This window comes from Fontisphaera persica (genome assembly GCF_024832785.1).
In the GTDB taxonomy this organism is placed as follows: Bacteria; Verrucomicrobiota; Verrucomicrobiia; order Limisphaerales; family Fontisphaeraceae; genus Fontisphaera; species Fontisphaera persica.
The window spans coordinates 3868506-3888629 of sequence record NZ_CP116615.1 but is presented as its reverse complement, the minus strand read 5'-3'; the positions used below and the strand labels follow the sequence as shown (position 1 = coordinate 3888629).

Here is a 20124-nt window from a genome sequence, read left to right as displayed (position 1 = left end):
CCCCTGCCACGCGGGGCGGCAAGGGACAGCCTGCTGCCGGGGACGCGAATGTTCACTCACGGACCGGCCCGGCGCAGGCGGTAAAACTGATATGAGCCATTACTGGCGTAAGGCAGCAGGAGGGGGCCATTGGTATAAACCACGGAAAGCAATGGCTGCCACTGCCGCAAATCCGTGCTGCCCTCCACCACGTATGTCAATCCGGGATTTGCCGCCAGATGCAGAAGCAAACCTGCGGGAGTGGGAGCGGGAGCGGCATCCAGCACAATGGGCCGCGGCAGCGTCAACCAGGCAGGCGGGGTGGTCCATTCATCTTCGGGAATGGTCAGGCGCACCGCATACACGCCTTCCTGGGCCACAGTGAAGTTGGAAATCACCAGGCTCGCATTGGTCTGCCCCGCCAGCGGCTGCCCGTTGAAGAGCCACTGCCGCGCCACCGCCACCGCGCCGGTGGTTCCGACATTCAAGGTCACGGTTTCCCCCTCCGCCACCACCCGGCTGGCGGGCGTATTGGTGACCACCAGGACAAAGAACAGCCGGCTGCCCACCCCTGAGCTGGCCACATTGGTGACAATGACGCGATAATAAGTGGCGGCTTCGGTGGTGAGGTTGGTCAGTCGCAGCTCCGGCACATCCACCGTGGTGGCAAAGATGGTGCTGGCCCCGCGCTGCCAGCGGTAAGTGAGGGGCGCGGTGCCATCCACCCCCACCCGGAAGGTCAACGAATCCCCCAGCAGCGCAATCTTATTGGAAGGGGACAAATAGAAACTGGGCCGGAACAGAATGGTCAGCGTGGCCGGCGCGCTGTCCAGCGTATCCACATCGTCGGTCAGGCGGACGAAATACTGGCCCAGGTGATTGCTGCCCACATTGCTCAACGCCAGGGAGGCGTTGGTGGCATTGGCCAGCGGCTGCCCATTCTGGAACCATTGATAACGCAGGTTGCCTGTGCCCTGCGCCCACACCGAGAACGAGACCGCATTGCCGTTGGTGGCCACCACACTGACCGGATGCGTAAAAATGGTCAGCGGGTAAAAGATGTTGTTCGGCGCCTCAGGGGTCAGGCGGGTGGTGAAGAAAATGCTGGCCGCGCCATTCGGCTGGCGGGCTTGGCCCACTCCCGGCTCCACGGGTGCGGTGTCCACGCTGTCCAAGACTCCAAAACTGGGGTTGTAAAGCCGCAGCGTCTCCCCGATGGCCGCCAGGGAAAACGCGGCATGATTGCCGCCGCGCTCCGGGTTTTTGTCCAGGATGACCTGCACAAAACCGGTGGGGGCAATGAACGACAGCGGCGGGAACTGGTATCGAGTTTGCCCCGCCACCGAGGGGTCGTCCGTGAGGTACAGGCCGCTCAGCTCCGCCGGCAGACTGGCCATGTTGTAAATCTCCACCCAGTCATCCTCGCCCGGCAGACTGTTGGCATACCATTCGTTGAGCCGCAGGTTGCTGGCCGGGGCCAGGGAGGCCGCCGCGCTGTTGGTGGCGCCGGGCGTGGGGGCGGCCAGCAGACGCCAGGCCCCGCTCACCCGCCCCACGCTCCAGTTGGCTGGCTGGAAACCATATTCCACGGCATCGGCGACCCGCCCGTCGGCCGTATAGAGATACACGCCGCCGCCCGCCGCTTCGATGCCATAGCCGGTGTTCAGCCAGCCGCCGGCATTGGTCGAAGCGGGCTGCTGGCCATCACACCAGATGAGGAGAAAACCGCGCGGCTCCAGGACCAGGCCGGGCGGGAAATACCAGCGGTTCTCGCCGGGACGGTCCAGGCACAAGCTCATGCCCGCCAGGGAAACCGGCACATTGTTGGTGTTATACAACTCAATCCAATCCGCATAATTGCCGGCCTCGTTGGTCCGAAAAGCGGTGTTACGCGCCATCACCTCGTTAATCCAAATGCCCGTGGGCACCGCAAGGTAGTTGGAAAAACCCGGGCTTTGGCTGGCGGTGAAGTTGCTGAGCGACGACGTGCCATCCGGCAGGCTGCCGCGGGATACATTCTGGCTTTGGGCCGCATAGACCACCTTCTGCAGCTCGAATCCCAGCTCGTCATACAGGAAAAGCGCGGTGCCTGCGGCGGGCAACTTGAAGTTCAAGTGTTGCGGGCCGGGGTTTTCATCCGCCTCGAACGTCAGGAAACCTCCAGCGGGTACAAAAGCAGGATGCCGCACGCGATGGAGGGCATTGCTGGTGCCCAGATAGATACCCTGCACCGCCACCGGCAGCGAGGGATGGCGGTTGTGCAATTCCACCCAGTCCGGCTGGCCGGGCAGGCTGTTGGCCAGCCACTCATTAATCCAAAGGTTGGTGGTGGACGCCGTGGGGGCGGCCTGATTCGCTGCCCCCGGCGTGGGCAGGCACAAGCCCCACGCCCCGGAAGACACCCGGCCCAGCGTGTAATTGGGCAATTGTTGTCCGAACTCAATGGCATCCACTGTTTGCCCTGCGGAATTTTCCAAAAACAGTGCGTCCCCGCGTCGGCTCAAGGCAAAGCCGGCATGCCATCCGGGCGCAGCCGTCTCGTGGTCCATCCACAGCACTAGATATTGGCCGGCGCCCAGGATGGTGTTCTCCGGAAAGACAAAGACATTGGTCCCGGCATCGCGCAATCGCCAGCCGGTGAGCAGTACCGGTTCCGCGCTGCGATTGTACAGCTCCACCCAGTCCGGAAAGGCGCCGCCGTTGGTCACCGCGCCGGCATTGTCCGCCATCAGTTCATGGAGCAGGATGGGGGAAGGCGGCGGCAGCGCCGGCGGCGCGCCCGGCGTGCCATTGGGCACCAGACTGGCGCGCCATGAGGCGGGGGAACTGGAATCGCCCGACGCGTCCGCCAATTCCAGCGAGGCCCCGCCGCCCGCCGCCGCGCCGGGCCAGCCATTTTTGTTGTTGTAGGTGACCGAATCCACCAGCCGCCCGTTGAAGTCCAGCAAATCTATGCGCTCGCCTTCGTTGCGCAGATTGCCGCCGAACCACCCTGCCACCGCCACTGCCGGGTAGCGTGTCTGGAAGTCGGCGGGACTTTGCCCCGAGGCGATGACCAGCCGCTGACCGGGGGCCAGCCAGGTGTCCGGCAGGAATTTGAAATCAATGCCCACAAAGGAATAGTTGCCCAGGTTCACCGCCGCCCCGCCGGTGTTCAACAATTCGACGTACTCATACGCCCCGCCCCCCACGGGCTGATACATGATTTCACTGATGCGCACCGGCACGCCCAGTTCGCCCACCTGAAAATCGGCCGCCGTGAGCGCGCTCCACTGCGTGCCGGCCAGGGCGCGCGCCCGGATGGGCAGGCTCTGCGCCAGTGTCAGCGGGCCGGTGTACAGCCGGGCCTCCGGTGAAACTTCACCAGTGAAGGGTACGCGCGGGTCGGTCCCGTTGGTGGTGTAGTAAATCTGTCCGGCCGTGGTGCTCATGGTGAGCTGGTACCCCGGCGGCACGCGCCCGCCATGCTGACGCAACACCGGCGCGTTGGTGTAGGCCGCCAGGCCATATTGCGGGAAGTGGCTGAAAATGGCGGGCCGGCGCTGCGGCACCCACGTATCAATGATGGTGGTCTGCATGCTGGGAATCACCCCCAGCAATTCCTGCCGCATGCGCTGGAAGTGCGCCACGATGTTGCTGTCCGTGAGCGCGCCCTGATTGAAGAAGTGTTTTTGAATCCGGTCGGCAAACAGCAACCGGAACTCCGGGTTTTGCACCAGGGCCTGGTAAAGCCGCGGAATCTCGGAGGTGCCGGTCACCAGCGCGTTGGTAAAGGTGCTTTCATCCACCGGCTGGCCAAACGTGCCGAAGGCCCCCTCGGCATCCCAGATGTAAAACCGCCACAGCGCCCCCGTCCGTCGCTCGCGGGCGGCGCGCCAGTTGTTGTGCGGCCAGTCGCGCATGGCGCCGTAAATGTTGACCAGCAGGTAATCCACAAAATTGGTGAGGTCCAGCCAGCGCGCGGCGGCCACGTAGTTGGCGTTGTTGGTCATGCGCGTGCCGCTGATGAATGAGCGCATGGCATTGAAGTCCAGGTTGTTGCCGTCAATGGCCTCGCTGCGCACCCCCACCACGTCCCATACCTCGCCGCCCAGCCACGCTTTGAAAAAGGTGTCGTCCACCCGCTCGGTGGGATTGTAGTAACCTTTGTACACGCCGTTGATGAACAGGTTGACGAAGGTGCCGCGCACATTCACCTGCCCCATGTCAATGGCCAGGCGGCGGATGAGCTCGTCCTTGATGAAAGGGTTGGTCAAATCGTTTTTCCCGGCCCGAATCACCAGCCGGTCAAACGTCTGCACCGGCGAATCGCCCATCAGGGGATATACCAGTTGGCCCTCGCCGTAATCGCCCCGGAAATAGAGGCGGTAACTGAACTTGCTGGTCGTGGTGTAGCGGGGGCGGATGTGGTCGCTGCCATGCACGCGAATGCCGCAGTCAATCTGGAAACCCTCGGCGCCGTCGTAGCGAATCAACTCGGCCGATACCGGCCGCTCCCATGCAATGCCATGATTGGTGGGGTTGAAATAATCCCCCGGGTTCACCCCCTGCCAGACGCCGTTGGAGTAGGTGCCGCCGTTGATGCCAATGATGCCCGTGGGGCCGGTGAGGTTGTTCTCGGCCGTCACCAGCGAAAGCACGGGCAGGGAAGCAATGGCCGCTGTTTGCCCCAGCAGGTAGGTGTGCGTCACCACCTTCGAGGGGAGATGTCCCGGCTTGAACGCCGCCGCCCGAATCATGCGCGTACTGGTGACGGCGATTTTTCCCGTGTACACCAGCCCCACCGTTTCGGTGGGCGGCTGGCCGTCGGTGGTGTACTTGATGACGGCCCCCGGCGTGGGGCAATAAAGCTGAAGGTTGAAGGACACATTGTAAAAGCCGCGGCGCGCACTGAACACCGGCTCGCTCACCATGCCGGTGGCCGTCAGGCCGGAGTTGGGCTGGCCGGGAGTGGCTTGCAGGAAATAACGCCATTGGCCCTGGGCATCCAGACCATAGGCGATGTCGTTGCGCTGCTCGGGAAAGCTTGGCGCCAGCTCGCTCACTGCCTGGCGCGGGCTGTTACCGTCATACAGCCCCAGGTATTCCCCGTTGCCGGCGAGCTGGAAATTGGTGTGCAACCGGTTAGTGCCACCAGTGGCGCGGCGGTCTTTGCCGGAGGCAAACACCAGCAGGTATTCGCCCGGCCCCATCGTCACCGAAGGAAATACCCACTGCCCCGGCAGGGCGGGGTCATCCGTCAATGACCACCCCCCCAAATCCACCGCGTTGGTGCCGGCATTGTAAAGTTCAATCCAGTCCACCTCCTGCCCGTCTTCATCCAATATCCCTTTTTCGTTGCTGGCCACGATTTCATTGAGGCGCACCTGTGGCGCCGGCGCGTCCGGCTGGTAATGCACCGTCCAACTGCCGCCCGCAAAACGGTTGGAAACCTCCGCGTAATCGGTAATCTGGTGCGGCCCCCACGAAAACGTGACCGGCCCGGGCGCCGGCGCGGGAAACCGGAAAAGGTAAGGCCCCGAGCCAAGCCCCGCCAGATGGGTGGCGGGCTGGCCGTTGATGAGCAAATCCTGCGCGCGCAAACCGGTGACCGGCTCGTTGAAATGCACCTCCACCTCCTCCAGCCGGCGCACGAGGGCGTTGGTGGCCGGATGCACGCGCAACAGCGCCGGCGGCGTGATGTCCAGCGTGACCGTGAGCGTGGCCACCGCGCTGGTGACTGCGCCAAAAGGATTGGAAATGACACACCGATACTGGCGCCCGCTGTCTTCCCGCGCCACCCGGAAGAACAACAGCGTGGCCGTTATCTCGCCGTCCAACGCCACCCCGTCCTCATACCATTGATAACGGAGCGGCTCGTCCCCGTCGGCCACCACCGTGAAGGAAACCTGGCTGGATTCCTGCGCCACCACACTCTGGGGCTGTTGCAGGACAACCGGCGGATTGGTCGAGCGCACCCACGGCGCCAGGTACGGGCTGGTGATGGGCCGGTCCAGCGTGCCGTCCGGCCATTGCCAGCCCACCGCCACATTGTCCCCCCCCGTGCCCTCCACGTGCAACACCTCCACGTAATAACGCTGCCCGGCCACCAACGGCACCGGCGCCGATTGCTGATTCGGCTCCCGCGTCCACTCGCGCGAGCCGGTGTAGTTTTGCACGCTGGCAATCAGCCGCTTGTTGGCCGGCAACTCATTCGTGCTCAAAAACAACTGGCTCGCATTGTCACTGGCTATCCAAAAGGTGTAATTGCCCGTTTGCGGCGGAATGAGATACCCCCGGATGCGCGTGCCATAGCGCTCGGCGATGTTCACCGGGCCTTCAAAAAGGGTCACGTAGGAAAACTCCGCCGGCGAGGCAGGATAATCAGGATGACTGGTCAAATCGGCCACACTGCCGCCCTCCACACCGTACCAGACCTCGCGCAATAGAGATTGAGCCGAAACACTGAAGGACGCGGCCAAGAACACCACGCACAAAATTGCCATGCACTTGTAACCGCGCCGTTGCCAAACAACAAAATCACGCATGTTCACCACCGGGTTTTATGGGTACCCGCCTAATCTAAACAATGAAAAGGCGTTTGACAACGCCCGCGCACAAAAAAGCTGCATTTTGATCCGGAAATTTCCCAATCGTGGCGTGCCTTGGGCTACTCCCGCCCCCGGGGCGTGCATAAAAAAAGAGCAGCCCCCCGCGGGCTGCTCTTAGGTTGAAACAGACAGAGAAGCGGCGGGATTACTCCGTGCGCAGCCTATAAAACTTCCGCGCCGCATCCGCCGGGATGTTCAACTGCATCTTGCCGTCCACTGCCTCGGCCGTCAGGTTGACGCGGGTCCAGTTGGGACTGGCCAAATCATCGGTGGCCTCCAGATACACCCCGCTCAGCGCCGCCGGCCAGCGGAAGGTAAGCCGGCCCGCCTCGGCGCTCGTGCTGACCTCCGGCGCCGGCAGCGCCAGCGGCAGCACCCGGCCTGTCCACGTGGTGTTGGCGACAGGTTGCGCATCCACCGTGGCCACCTCGCGCGCCACCGGCTGGCTGGCAAAGCTCAAAGCAACCGGCCCGCGAGCCTCGGGTTGGGCCCTGAAGGTGACCAGCACCACCTGCTGCTGGCCCGCGCTGAAGCTCTGGCCCGCTTGCAGCGACAAGGCAAATCCCACGCGGCCCTGGGCCGCCTGGGCGGTATTTTGATTCAGGATGGCCGACGCCCCGGCCGGCGCCAGCGCCTGTGCCCGGACAAAAGTCAGTGAGGCAGGATTAAATTGCAGGCTGAAGGTCAGCGCGCCTTCCCCGCCGCTCCCATGCAGCACCACGGGCACCGTCACCTCCTGACCCAAAACCAAGGTTGTCTCGGCCACGGTCACCGTGCAGGCATTGCCGTTGGCGGCCTTGGCCGGCAGCGCCTGCCGCACCAGCCCGGGCGGCGGGTCTGAAACATCAACGAAGTTGGTCGGCCCGCTCAGCACCATCAAGGGGTCCAAACCCGCAGCAAAACGCCCGGCCTGCACCCAGTCGGTGGCGGAGAGGATGCCATTGCCGCCCTCCCCGCGCGGCGCACAGTCGGCGCGCTGGAACTCCCGACCCGGGGCGGGCGTGTCCAAGGCCGCGACGTATCGGCCCACCTGCACCCAGTCAATCACCGTCACCTGGCGGTCGGGATCACCGCGCGGCGCCACATCGGCTTCGTATTCGGTCGGCACCAATGACACCGTGCCGCTGAAGTATTGCGCGGGCAACACCTGCGCCCGGGCATTGGCCACCTGTTGAGCCAGGGGCCAGCCGGTGAAGGAAATGGTCGTCGAGGTGGTCTGCGAACTCGCAATAGATTGGAATACCAGACGGGCCACTTCCTGCGTGCCGGCCGGGATGGACTGCTCGGCCGGCAGGCTGATAGCCAGGCCAATGCGGCCATTGGCCACTTGCGTGCCATTGGTGAACAAGGTGGCGGTGGGCACATCTGCGCCCAGTTGCGCCTGCACAAACTGCAGGCGGCTGACGTTGTAAGACAGGCTGAATTGCATGGCGTTTTCGGTGCCGTTGGCCACCAGCAGCACAGGCACCGTAATCACCGCGCCCGCCATGCCTGAAACGTTCTTGACGATGAGCTTGGGCTGGGGCAATTCCACCGTCAACATGGCCACCGCGCTGGTGGCCGCGCCAAATTCGTTGGTTACCACCACCTGATACCTGCCGGATTGCGCCAAGGACACATTGGTCAACACCAGCGTGGCATTGGTGGCCCCCGCCAGCGCCGCGTCATTGTAGTACCATTGATACGCCAGCGGTGGCGTGCCCGAAGCAGTGACGGAGAACGAGGCTTCACCCCCAACCACGACCGACCGCGACTGCGGCTGTGCAGTGATGGTCGGCGGCAGCACCTGCACGGTCACCTGGGCCACCATTGCTGTAACCACACCAAAGGCATTGCTCAAGACGATGGAATAATCGCCCGTATGGGCAAGCGTCGCCACCGGAATGACCCATTCAGGGAGGGCAGGTTCCTCGGTAAGATTTGTGCCGTTGAATTGCCACCAAACACTTAATGGCCGGGTGCCTTGCACAATCGGAGCCAGCCGCAATGTACTTCCCAGCGGCACTGTAAGCTGTTGCGGTCCACCGGCGACAGAAGGCGGAATCTCCGGCTGGCACTTGCCCTGGCTGCCCGCCAGATAAATCCGGCGCACCTCCTCGCTGGCCAAGGCCCGGTTGTAAAGGGCAAACTCGTCGAGTTTTCCATCAAAGAAATACGTGGGCTGGCGATTGCCAAGATTTAGTGGTTCACTGGTATATGGCGTAAAGGGACCGAAATTTTGTGAATCTACCACCTCACCATTAATAAAAAGCCGCCCAATGCCGCTGCTACTATCGTAAGTAAGCGCCACATGAGTCCATTGATTGGTGGGAATGGCTCCGGCCGGACTGCTCAGCATGTGGAAGCCTCCCCAGGTGTCAGTAATGTTTGCGAATAGAGCACCTGGAGTAATCGTCGAGATACTAGATTTATGGATGTTCATCCATAAAATGACCCCGTAGGCATAAGGGCGCGAAAATTCTGCCAGAGGCTGGAAACTTTGGTGAACACGGGGATAAATCCATCCTTCAAGAGTAATACTGTTCACTCTGTAACTAGGGTGGGCTGGAATAACTACGGCATCGTTTGTCCCATCAAAATTGAACGCCTCACGTACCTTGCCTTCAGCAAAACTTGCGCCATTGAGTAATTGCGCAGCATTGGTGCCTATCAAATCCAATCCTTCGTTGTCTCCAGGCCACCACCCAATCATGCCGTTACGCATATTCACACAGCCGTCGGTGGCCACCCATATCACAGCAATGGTGCCCGTAACTGCTCCGCCACCATTGGAGGCAATCAGAGAATATATCCCTTCGTTTGCCGCGGTGAGCGAATTCAAGACCAGCACGGAATTGGTTTCGCCGGGTAAAGGTTGATTATTTAACAACCATTGGAGAAAAAGCGGCTGGTCACCGGTCACCACGGCCTCAAGACGTCCGGTAGTGCCTGCAAAGTACCATTTATCCTCCACTTGATTCAAAATCGCTGGCGCGAGAACCGTCTGGCATTTGCCGTTTGAGCCTGCCTCGTATATCCGTCGAATTTCATCGTCTGTTAATGCCCGATTATAGAGAGTTATTTCATCCATCCTTCCGTTAAATTGAAAATTTGCGCGATGGCCGATATTTAGGGGCAAAGCGGTTTGCGGATAAAAACTTCCCAAGGACTCGGCCCCACATAATACACCATTGACATATATCTTCCCCATGCCGCTGGTCCAATCGTAGGAAAGGGCCACGTGATTCCAAGTATTTGCCGCGACGGGGGTGTTGGTGGTGCAAAAAACATGGCCGCTCCCAACGGTGTCCCCGAGGTTGGCCATTAAACTGCCGGGGCGTGGTGCATTGATGTTTCCACTGCAATCAATACTCAGCCAGAGAAGCGGGCCGTGTCTATAAGCGCCATAAGTTGCGTACTCAAAAAGAGGTTGGGCAAATGCAGTGTTACTGGGATATATCCATGCCTCCCATGTAAAACTCGTCACATTAAGGTTTGTACTGGCAGAAGCAGTGGCAGCACTGGCGAATCCGGAAAAAACAAATGATCTCCCCACCTTTCCCTCACCATAAGTTATCCCTGTAGCAATTTCCAGAGCACTACCTCCCACCGAATTAGAGGGACTGTTTTCAGCTTTCCAAAACGCCACCAACCCTTGTGGGGAGGGAGTACACTCAGCCGAGATTATGGCTTTAGGGGCGCAGCAGAATAATACGAACAACCCCATTGCCCACACTCCTTTGACAGCGGGAATATTTCTCATAATTTTTCTCATAATTTGGCCTTTCTTGTCGCCAGAAGCCTAAACCACAAACGCCATTCTGGGCAAGAAATTTTATGGAATAAATGTTGTCCAGATACTGTAAGCCTGGCTAGGATATTTAATTTTATGTTTTTATAATATCAGTCATTAATCAACGTTGATCATCCCATACCGCCCCCGCCGCCAGTCCCGGATGCCCCGCCAGATGCCGGCGGCATTGGCAGGCTGGCCCAGCAGCAGGAAAAACAACATCTTGAGGGGCAAGACGGCTGCCAAGTGAATCCCCAGGGTCAGGGGATAGGGCAGCCCCACGCGATGGGTTTGCAGCACATAGAGGTTGTTGCGGGTGCTGTACCGTAATTGCAGGCCGCGGTTTTTGGCCAGAGTGGTGGAGGTTTTGTGCCACAGTTTGGCCGTGGGCAGGTACATCACCCGGTAACCCGCCCGCTTCACCCGCTGGCAAAAATCGGAGTCCTCGGAATAAAAGACCAAATCGCTTTTCAAATAGCCCAGCCGTTGCGCCAGCTCGGCGCGGACCATGTAACCGCAACCGGTGACAAACACACATTCCCGCGGCTGATGGTAGCGGGGATGGTCCCGGCGCTCCCAGCCGAAATGGAAAGAATGCCCGTGCCAGCCAATGTGGCCGCCCGCATGCCAGAGGACCTCCGGCCGGTCATGGAAATACACCTTGGAGCCCACGATGCCCACCTCCGGATGACTCTCCATGTAAGCGACCATCTCGCGCAGGATGGCGCGGTCAAAGAGCACATCATTACTGGTGCTGAACAGATAGCGGGCGCCCTGCTGCACCAGCCACTCCATGCCCTGGCTGGTGGCGTGCGCATAGCCCATGCCCGTGGGATTGGCGATGAGGTGCACCTGGGGAAAGTCACGCCGCACCATGTCGGGCGCGCCGTCGGTGGAGCCATTGTCCACCACCACAATCTGGAACTGCGGATAATCAATCTGCAGGCAGGACTCCAGCGTGGCCCGCAAAACCTCCTTGAGGTTCCAGTTGACGATGACCACGCCGACGGGTGGCAGAGCAGAGATGGCGTTTTTTTCAGCCATGAGCACAAGGGGAAGAGTTGAAGCCGCGCGGCGGCTCGGACGGTTGCAGGAGGCTGGCCGTCGCAGAGCGGACAGGCCCCATGACACCGCTGAAGCCATCGTGCAAGCCAAGCCAGATGGCGCGGCATTTGGCGGTTTTTTGGTCCTCGAACAATGCGATTTTTCCCATCTCCAGCATCCACCAGGCCAGGTCATGCAAAAACCAGCCCGGAAACCTCAGGGCATGGCGGCGGTAGGCAACCAGCCGGTTGCGCGTATTGTAATAGCGGCGCAAGGGGCTGTGCGCCACCAGGCCGAACTCCAATCCCAAACAGCGGTGTTTTTGACGCGCGCCCAGCCGATGGGGCAACCAGACGTTTGTGGCCTGGATGATTTGCCAGCCCTGCCGACGCAGGCGAAGGCAAAAATCAAAATCCACGTAGTCAATGAAAAAAGATTCGTCCATCCAGCCCACCGATTGCGCGGCCTGCAAACGCACCAGGTTGCCCGAGGCCATGGCCACCCGGAGAGGGCGCCAGGCAGGGCGCCCGGCTGGACTGGCCGGAGGCGCAGTCTCTTTGAGCCAATATTGGGGAGCGATGACGGCCACATGATCGCGTAACGGGCAAGCCTGCCATGCTTCCCACAAGCCTGCCATGAACTGCGGCGGCGGCTGGCTGTCCTGGTCAAAAGTGACCGCCCATTCATACCCCTGGCTCAGCGCGTGGCGCAGCCCTTGATTGAAAGCGGTGGCCACTCCCAGGTTTTCGGGGTTCGGCAAAAAAGTGATGCCTGGCTTTTTAACCACCGCCTGCAAGGGAGCAGGCCAGCGGGGGAAAGTGCCGTTGTCCACCAAGACCAAGGCATCCACTTGATTCTGCAAAGCGGACAGATTTTCCGCCAGAGAAGGAAGCGGATTAAAAGTCACGATGACAGCACAAACCTTGCTCATGGAGGACCGGGGTGCCGGCAGCCCATATTGTTTATTGAGGCGGTTTTAGTAATACCCCCTGGCCGGTGGGCAAAGCGGCGATTCTCACTCCCCACGGCTTAACCACGGCGTCCAGGGCGGCTTTTTGCGCCTCGTATCCATGATATGCGTAATCATCAAACAAGGCCACAGCCCCAGGTGTCATTAACTTCCAGAAATGTTGTAAGGCAGCGGCTTCCGGCGGGGCGCAGTTCATGTCGAGGTGCAGGTAAGCCACGCTGGCGGTGTCCACCTGGGCCAGGGTGTCGGGAACTGACCCCTGAATGATGCGGACATTCTTCCATTCGCTGAAATTGCGGCGCACGGCCTCCACCCCCTCGATATAAAAGCCAGTTTGCAAGTGCTGACGATTCTTTTCCAGAATGCCCGCTTGCGCCTCTTCAGGAGAAATATAACGGGGGTCCATGCCAGAGAAAGTATCCAGTAAATAGAATGTCTTTCCCAAGGTGTCCCAGTTCAAGAAAGTCATAATGGCGGAACTCATGAAGCCATAGTTGACACCGCATTCCACAAAATCCCCCGGTAACCGCGCAGCATGGCTGGCTGCCCACAGGGCAATGTGAACGCGCCAATGAATGCGGTAGTCATCGGCGGCTTTGGCGCCGCGTGCATAGGCCCGGCAGAAGTCCGGGTCTTTCATGAAGTCATGATTGTGATGGGTTTTTAAGCCATCCTGGTCGTAAATGTCGGCATGATCGTCCAGAGGATTGCTTTGCACCGGGACGATGGTATAGCCGGTTTTTTTTATTAATTCTTTGATCAGGCGTCGGATTTGCATGGATGCTCGGCGCAGCGAAGCCGCCAGCAAAGCAGCGCACCTCGCGCCGTTTTTTGTATCGGTGAGATGGAGCCCTTTGTCGAGTGAAAAAGCCCGCCATCAAGGTTCACGGGCAAGCAGGACACCCCAGGCTCCCTAAACCGGCGCACTCGGCAACGTCCCGGCGCAGGTTCACCGGCCTTTCCATGATTGCCTTGGAGAGGCGGGCGGCATAGAGTGGCGCGACTTATGGCAAAGCCAAGCAACGCAGCAAGCGAGCCGCTGGGTACAAGCGGCCGTGGCCGGGGATGGGCGCTGGCGGGAGTCGTCCTTTTGCTGGTGGTGCTGCTCATCTTTGCGCGCAGTTTTTCCCCCCCCCAGGTGATGTTTTCCAACGACGGCCCGCTGGGCGGCATGAGCGCCCGGTTTGTGGAAATGCCCAGCATCATGTTCGGCGTCTGGAATGACCTGTACTGGGTGGGGGGCCAGCAGCCCAGCGCCTCGCCCACCTTCACCTCGTTCATTCTTTATGCCTTGGGACCGGTGGGACATTTGAAATGGTACGCTCCGCTCTCCATTTTGTTTGCCGGGTTGTGCGGGGCGTTTCTGGCGCGGCGGCTGGGGGGCAACGGTGGCATCATGGCCCTGGCAGGGCTGGCGGCGGCGCTCAATGCCAACTTTTTCTCCTACGCCTGCTGGGGCCTGGCCGCGCGCCCGCTCACCCTGGGCGTGTTGCTCCTGGGCATTGCCGCCCTCTGGGGGCCGGAAAAACGCCACTGGCTCATCAAAACCATCCTCGCCGGCTTCACCATCGGCGTGGGGTTGATGGAAAGTTACGACGTGGGCGCCATCTTCAGCCTGTACCTCGCCGCCTTCGCCTTTTTCCTGGCCATCATTGACGCCCCCCGGCCGCTGCCCGGCGCGGGGCGCGGCGTGTTGCGCGTGGCGTTGCTGGCCGTGTGCGCAGCCATCATGGCGGCGCATACCCTCTCCACCCTCATTGGCACGCAAATCAAAGGCGTGGCCGGCATGGAACAAACCAGGGAAAATGTCGAGCGCCGCTGGGACGAAGCCACCCAATGGAGCCTGCCCAAGGCCGAGACCTTCCGCATCCTCATTCCCGGCCTCTATGGCTACCGCATGGACACGCCCGACGGCGGCGCGTACTGGGGCACGGTGGGGCAAACCCCCGGCTGGGAGCAGCATCGCCAGGGCTGGCCGCGCTATTCCGGCGCGGGCGAATACGCCGGCCTGCTGGTGGTGCTCGTGGCGGCGTGGGCCATCGCCCAGGCCCTGCGCGGCGAAAAAAGCGTCTTTGACCCCCGCGAGCGCAAAATCATCCTGTTCTGGGCGGTGGCGGCGCTGATATCGCTGCTGCTGGCCTGGGGACGGCACGCGCCGTTTTACCGTCTCATTTATGCGCTGCCGTATTTCTCGACCATCCGCAATCCCATCAAGTTCACGCACCCCTTTCACTTCAGCCTCATCATTCTCTTCATCCTGGGCCTGGTGGGGGTGTGGCGGGCCTATCTGGCGCGAGCCGCAACGCCCCAAACTTCCGTGGCCGAGCAACTGGCTCAGTGGTGGCGCCATGAACGCGGCTTCGAAAAACGGTTTTTCTGGGGGCTGGCCGCCGCCCTGGCCGCCAGTGCCGTGGGCTTCCTGATGTTTGCCGCCGGCCGCACGGAAAAACTGGAATTTCTGCAGCGCTCCGGCTTCGACGCCCAGACGGCCGCCCAAATCTTCAGCTTCAGCCTGGGCGAAATGGGCTGGTACCTGTTTTTCCTGGCGCTGGCAGCGGGGCTGGCGGTGCTGGTCATGAGCCGCGCCCTGAGCGGGCCGCGCGCCGGCTGGGCTTTCGGACTGGCCCTGGCGGTGCTGGTGGCCGACATGGCCCGCGCCAACGCGCCGTGGGTGATTTACTATGACTACAAGGAGCGGCTCGCCTCCAACCCCCTCTTCGACATCCTGCGCGACAAGCCCCACGAACACCGCGTGAAAATCCTGCCCTTCCGCGTAAGCGAGGCGATGGGCCTGTTGCAGCAGGTGTATCAGGTGGAATGGGCTCAGCATCAGTTTCCCTACCTGAACATCCAGTCGCTCGACATCGTGCAGGAGCCGCGCCGGGCCATCGAGAATGTCATGTATCGGGAAGCTTTTGAAGGCACCAATTTTGCTTTGATTGGCCGCATGTGGGAGCTGACCAACACCCGTTACCTGCTGGGCATGGCGGGCAATCTGCCCGATTTGCTCAACCAGATGGTGGACCCGCAAAAACGGCGCTTCCGGCTGCATACGGCCTTCAACCTCGTGCCCCGGAAAAACGAGGCGCGGCAGTTCAGTGATATAACGGTGGAAATCACCACCAACGGCCCTTTTGCGCTCATTGAATTCACCGGCGCGCTCCCGCGGGCCCGGCTCTATCCGCAATGGCAGGTGGTCACCAATGACCAGGAGGCGTTGAAAATCCTTGCCGACCTGAACTTTGACCCCTGGCAGCGGGTGCTGGTGGCCTCCCTGCCCGCAAACGCCCAAACTGCCTCCGAGGCCGCCTCCACCGGCCAGGTCGAGTGGGTGAGCTACGCGCCCAAGGCCTACACGCTGCAGACCGACTGCGCCCAGCCCGCCGTGTTGCTCATCAACAACAAACATCATCCCGCCTGGAAAGTCCGGGTGGACGGCCAGCCAGCGGAGCTGTTGCGCGCCAATTTCCTGATGCAGGGCGTCTTCGTCCCCGCCGGCAAACACCGGGTGGAGTTGCGCTTTGAGCCGCCGGTCACCGTGTTTTATGTGAGTCTGGCCTCGTTTGGCGTGGCGCTGGTGCTGTGTGTGTGGCTGCTCCTGACCGCCCGGCCACCGGCCCCCGCACTGGCGGCCGTGGCGGTGGAAACACGGGAAAAACCAGCTCGCAATAAATAAGGGCAGGAAACCATGAGCATTCGCATTGGCATTTTGACCGGCGGCGGTGACTGCCCCGGATTAAACGCGGTGATTCGCGCCGTGGGCAAATCGGCCACCACCCGCGGCTGGGAGACTCTGGGCTTTCACAACGGCTTCGAGGGCCTGCTGGACAACGATTACCGCGTGCTCAATTACAAGGACATGGACGGCCTCCTACTGCGCGGGGGCACCATCCTGGGCACCACCAACAAGGGACGCTTCGCCGTCAAGACCGGCCATGGCGAGACTCACCGCATCCCCGAGGCCGTACTGGCTCGCACCAAGGAAAACATCCACGCGCTAGGCCTGCGGGCCCTGGTGGTCGTGGGCGGGGATGGCACGCTGACCATTGCCCAGCAACTCTTCGAGGCGGGCGTGCCGCTGGTGGGCGTGCCCAAGACCATTGACAATGACCTGGAAGCCACCGCCTTCACCTTCGGTTTCGACAGCGCGGTGGCCTGCGCCACCGACGCCCTGGACCGCCTGCACACCACCGCCGAGAGCCACAACCGCGTAATGGTGCTGGAGGTCATGGGCCGGTACGCGGGCTGGATCGCCATGCATGCGGGCATCGCCGGCGGCGGCGACGTGATTTTAATCCCGGAAATTCCCTTCACCTACGAAAGCATCTGCACGAAAATTGCCGAGCGCGAGGCCCGCGGCAAACACTTCACCCTGGTGGTGGTGGCCGAGGGCGCGCGGCCCAAGGGGGGCGATTTTGTGACCAGCGGCCCGCAGGAAACCAACCGCGAGGCGCGCCTGGGCGGCATCGGCGCCGTCGTGGCGGCGGAAATCCAGAAGCGCACCGGCAAGGAAACCCGCGTGTGCGTGCTGGGCCATTTGCAGCGCGGCGGCGGGCCCACCACCTTTGACCGCATGATTTGCACGCAGTTTGGGGCCATGGCGGTGCGCCTGATTGCCGGAGAACAATACGGCTACATGGCCGCCCTGCGTCCGCCGGAGGTGGTGGCCGTGCCCATCCGCGAAGCCATTGGCCGTTTGCGCACGATTGATCCCAAGGGCGAATTAGTCCAAACCGCCCGCGATTTGGGCGTGAGTTTGGGGGATTGAAATTATTTTGCAGTTTATGCCGCGCCTCGGCGGGGGCGCGATTAAGGGAGGCGCAGGCGGAAGAAGCGAAGCGTCCCGGGGGTGGTGTCCACCCAGCGCACCGGCAACCCCAGGGCCGGCGCGGCGGAAGTCAGCGGCTGCCAGGGGCCGGTCACCTGCGCCGCCCCCTCCAGCACCCACGTCCCGCTGCGCCCCAGCCCTCCTTCCACCACCATGCCGCCACAGGCGCTGCGATAAATCGCCGTGAGCCGCACACCGCTGGCAGCCTGACGCGGATGCGTCCCCGCCCGATATTCCTGCAAATTGGAGGCGCCGTCCCCATCCGCGTCCTGCGCGGCATCCGCCGCGTTGAGTGGATTCAACCCAAACGCCAGCTCATAATCATCCGGCAGGCCGTCGCCATCAACATCCCCCGTCGGAGAGTCCGCCAAGGTAATGGCGGGTAAATACTCGGAAGTGTTTCCCGCCGCATCGGTGGCGGTGGCGGAGAGTTCCCCGGCGGCGGCCCAGGCGTTGGTCAGCGCGACGGTGAACGGCGCCAGACCGGCGGCATCCGTGAACACCTGCGCCTCACCCAGCCACACCTGGTTGGAGGCAGTGGTCAGGTAAAAATCCAGCGTGTAGTTCTGCTGCGGGCGGGAGGCGAGCTGCCCGCTGATGACCACGGCAAACCTGCCGGTGGCCAGGGTAAGCACCGGATAATTTTGCAATTGATTGGGGCCGTCATCCGCATCGCCCGCATCATTGGCCGTCGGTCCGTTGGGTCCCACATCAATGGGCAAACCCGGCTGGCCAAAGACCGCATTGCCGCGAATGACATTGCCCACGCCGTGGTCGTGGATGCGCACGCCGTCAAAATCCGCCTGGCGGGCGTAGCCGATGCGGTTGCCTTCGCCGGGGGCCGTGCCTCCGATGCGATTGTTGCTGGCATCCATTTGAATCTCGATGCCGTGGAAAAGATTGCCCAGGGGCGTGCAACCGTCCGCCGCCAGCCCAATGAAATTGCCCAGGATGACATTGCCCCGGCTCAAGGGATCATTAAGGGAGATGCCCGCCGCTTGGTTGCCGCTGATGACGTTGCCCGCGCCCACGCGCGCCCCGCCGATGTGATTGGAAGGCGCGCTGAGAAATATGCCCGGCCCCAGGTTGGGAATCGCGGCGCGGCCCTGGGCGTCGGTGCCAATCCAGTTGCCTTCCACCCGGTTGGCCACGGCCGACAATCCCTGGATGGTAACCCCCACCAGCAAATTGCCCGCAATCTGATTGCCCTCCCCGGGCGCGCTGCCCCCGACGAGGTTGCGCGGGGCATTTTCAATGGCCACGCCCCATTGATTGCTGAGGGCCGCCGTGCCGGTGGCGTTTACACCAATCCGGTTGCCCGCCACCAGATTGCTCACGCTGTTGTTGCCGCCGATATAAACCCCCGCTTCGCCGTTGCCGGAAATGAGATTCCCGCCGGCCTCCAGACAACGGCCGATGAGATTGGCGGCGGCCTGGTACAGCGTCACGCCGTCCTGCCGGTTGGGCAGGGCGGCCGTCCCCGCGGCATTGACTCCGATGCGATTGCCCTGCACGCGGTTGTGGTCCGCGCCCGGCCCCAGCAGATAGACGCCGCTTTGGAGGTTGCCGGAAATGAGGTTGCCCGCTCCGGGCGCCAGCCCGCCAATTTCGTTGAGGGTACTGCCAGAAACCACCACGCCCGATTGCCCGTTGCCCAGCGCGGCCGCCCCCGTGGCATTGACGCCGAGGTAATTGCCCCAGACGCGGTGCCGCCCCGCGCCCGCGCCGGCAATGATGATACCATTCTCGCCGCAGGCGGCGATGACATTGCGCTCGGCAGCCGTCAGCCCGCCAATCAGATGCTCGCCGCCGCCGGAAATGCCGATGCCGTTCTCGCCCATGCCCGCCGCCGCCAGGCCGGAGGCATCGGTGCCGATGTAATTGGCCTGCACCACGCAGCGCGAGACATTTTCCAGCCGGATGCCATCGCGGTTGAAACGGTGAATCACCAGCCCGCGCACCACGCAATCATCGGCCGAAATCAGCAGGCCGTAGGCGTTGCCGGCATTGACGCCATCCAGCACGACCAGCGGCTGGCCGCTGTAGCCGGGCTGGGTGGTGGCATCGAGGACCAGCGTTTCTTGAATCTGCGGCAGCGGGCTGAGCGGGGCGATGCGGTGCGGGGCGGCGCCGGGAATGGCAAACACAATCTGATGCGGGCCAAGCTGATTATTGGCGTCGGCGATGGCCTGCCGCAAGGAACCCGCGCCGCTGTCCCCCGTGTGCGTGACGGTCAAAGTGGCCGCGGATGCCGCCAGCGTGCCGGCCAGCAGCCCCAAACCCAAGGCTATGCGCCCAAATGGTGTCCCTTTCATGCAATATCTCGGCCGGCCACCAGGTGGCGGGGCGGTCGCTTTTTAAGCAAAAATTCCACCGGAATCTCCACTGTCAACTGTCGCCCCAGAAATTCCAGCAACACCGCCACCCGCTGCCGGGCGGGAATCACCCGCGTCACCACCGCCTTCAACCCGGCAAAGGCGCCCATCACAATCTCCACCGCATCTCCCGGCGCCGGGTCGGCATTGACCTCCCGCACCTCCTCCCGGCCAAACTCGGCCATGAGCGCCGCCATGATGTCCTCCGGCACAATGGGGATGTGCGTGCCAAAATGCACAATGGTCTGCACCCCGGCCGCGTACCGCACCTGCAAAACATGCCGGGGCAGCTCAAACCGCGCAAACAAGTACCCCGGAAACAACGGCTCAATGACGCGGATTTTCTTGCCCTTGAACGGACGCTCAAAGCGAATGCGCGGAAAAAACACCTCCGCCTCGCGGCAGAGCTGAATGTGCGCGGCAGCAATGTGCTCGTGCTTGGGCTTGGCCTTGATGCAAAACCAGTGGCGGCCCCCCTCCAACGGTGACCTGTTCCCTGGAGTGCCGGCCTGCGGTGTCAACGATTCACTATACACAAGCCCATGCTGCGCAACCCTTGCCCCCTT

General features: G+C 62.0%; 9 protein-coding genes. 2 read left to right on the top strand and 7 right to left on the bottom strand.

From position 1 onward, the window contains the following. Window positions 1-56: 56 nt before the first annotated feature. From NXS98_RS14580 to NXS98_RS14560, 5 genes are all read right to left on the bottom strand, one after another. Complete coding sequence (locus NXS98_RS14580; protein ID WP_283845753.1) at window positions 57-6464, bottom strand: lamin tail domain-containing protein; 6408 nt, start codon at window positions 6462-6464, stop codon at window positions 57-59. A gap of 250 nt (window positions 6465-6714) precedes the next feature. Further along, the gene (locus NXS98_RS14575; protein ID WP_425499959.1) at window positions 6715-10275 is read right to left on the bottom strand and encodes a LamG-like jellyroll fold domain-containing protein; all 3561 of its coding nucleotides are present in this window, start codon (window positions 10273-10275) and stop codon (window positions 6715-6717) included. 183 nt (window positions 10276-10458) lie between these two features. After that, window positions 10459-11385 carry a glycosyltransferase family 2 protein gene (locus tag NXS98_RS14570; RefSeq protein ID WP_283845752.1) on the bottom strand — a complete coding sequence of 309 codons (927 nt, stop codon included), beginning with the start codon at window positions 11383-11385 and terminating at the stop codon, window positions 10459-10461. Continuing rightward, window positions 11378-12316 (bottom strand): glycosyltransferase family 2 protein, encoded by a 939-nt coding sequence (locus tag NXS98_RS14565; RefSeq protein WP_283845751.1) that lies wholly within the window; start codon window positions 12314-12316, stop codon window positions 11378-11380. The genes NXS98_RS14570 and NXS98_RS14565 overlap by 8 nt, the downstream gene beginning before the upstream one ends. Window positions 12317-12347: 31 nt before the next feature. Further along, window positions 12348-13133, bottom strand: coding sequence for a TylF/MycF/NovP-related O-methyltransferase (locus NXS98_RS14560; protein WP_283845750.1), 786 nt, complete (start codon window positions 13131-13133; stop codon window positions 12348-12350). Between the two features lie 228 nt (window positions 13134-13361). On the opposite strand from NXS98_RS14560, the gene NXS98_RS14555 reads away from it, so the two are divergent. Both NXS98_RS14555 and NXS98_RS14550 read left to right on the top strand, forming a co-directional pair. After that, window positions 13362-16031, top strand: a complete 2670-nt coding sequence (locus NXS98_RS14555) for a hypothetical protein (RefSeq protein WP_283845749.1) — start codon at window positions 13362-13364, stop codon at window positions 16029-16031. A gap of 12 nt (window positions 16032-16043) precedes the next feature. Beyond that, window positions 16044-17123 carry a 6-phosphofructokinase gene (locus tag NXS98_RS14550; protein ID WP_283845748.1) on the top strand — a complete coding sequence of 360 codons (1080 nt, stop codon included), beginning with the start codon at window positions 16044-16046 and terminating at the stop codon, window positions 17121-17123. 41 nt (window positions 17124-17164) lie between these two features. On the opposite strand, the gene NXS98_RS14545 is transcribed toward NXS98_RS14550, so the two are convergent. Further along, window positions 17165-19498, bottom strand: a complete 2334-nt coding sequence (locus NXS98_RS14545; RefSeq protein ID WP_283845746.1) for a NosD domain-containing protein — start codon at window positions 19496-19498, stop codon at window positions 17165-17167. After that, on the bottom strand, window positions 19495-20094 hold the full coding sequence (gene nusG / locus NXS98_RS14540) for a transcription termination/antitermination protein NusG (RefSeq protein ID WP_283845745.1): 600 nt from the start codon (window positions 20092-20094) through the stop codon (window positions 19495-19497). The genes NXS98_RS14545 and nusG overlap by 4 nt, the downstream gene beginning before the upstream one ends. Between the last annotated feature and the right edge of the window lie 30 nt (window positions 20095-20124).

Bases quoted from the DNA above. Each gene is read 5' to 3' on its own strand.
- NXS98_RS14580 (WP_283845753.1), bottom strand. From the start codon at position 6,464: ATGGCAATTTTGTGCGTGGTGTTCTTGGCCGCGTCCTTCAGTGTTTCG.
- NXS98_RS14575 (WP_425499959.1), bottom strand. From the start codon at position 10,275: ATGGGGTTGTTCGTATTATTCTGCTGCGCCCCTAAAGCCATAATCTCG.
- NXS98_RS14570 (WP_283845752.1), bottom strand. From the start codon at position 11,385: ATGGCTGAAAAAAACGCCATCTCTGCTCTGCCACCCGTCGGCGTGGTC.
- NXS98_RS14565 (WP_283845751.1), bottom strand. From the start codon at position 12,316: ATGAGCAAGGTTTGTGCTGTCATCGTGACTTTTAATCCGCTTCCTTCT.
- NXS98_RS14560 (WP_283845750.1), bottom strand. From the start codon at position 13,133: ATGCAAATCCGACGCCTGATCAAAGAATTAATAAAAAAAACCGGCTAT.
- NXS98_RS14555 (WP_283845749.1), top strand. From the start codon at position 13,362: ATGGCAAAGCCAAGCAACGCAGCAAGCGAGCCGCTGGGTACAAGCGGC.
- NXS98_RS14550 (WP_283845748.1), top strand. From the start codon at position 16,044: ATGAGCATTCGCATTGGCATTTTGACCGGCGGCGGTGACTGCCCCGGA.
- NXS98_RS14545 (WP_283845746.1), bottom strand. From the start codon at position 19,498: ATGAAAGGGACACCATTTGGGCGCATAGCCTTGGGTTTGGGGCTGCTG.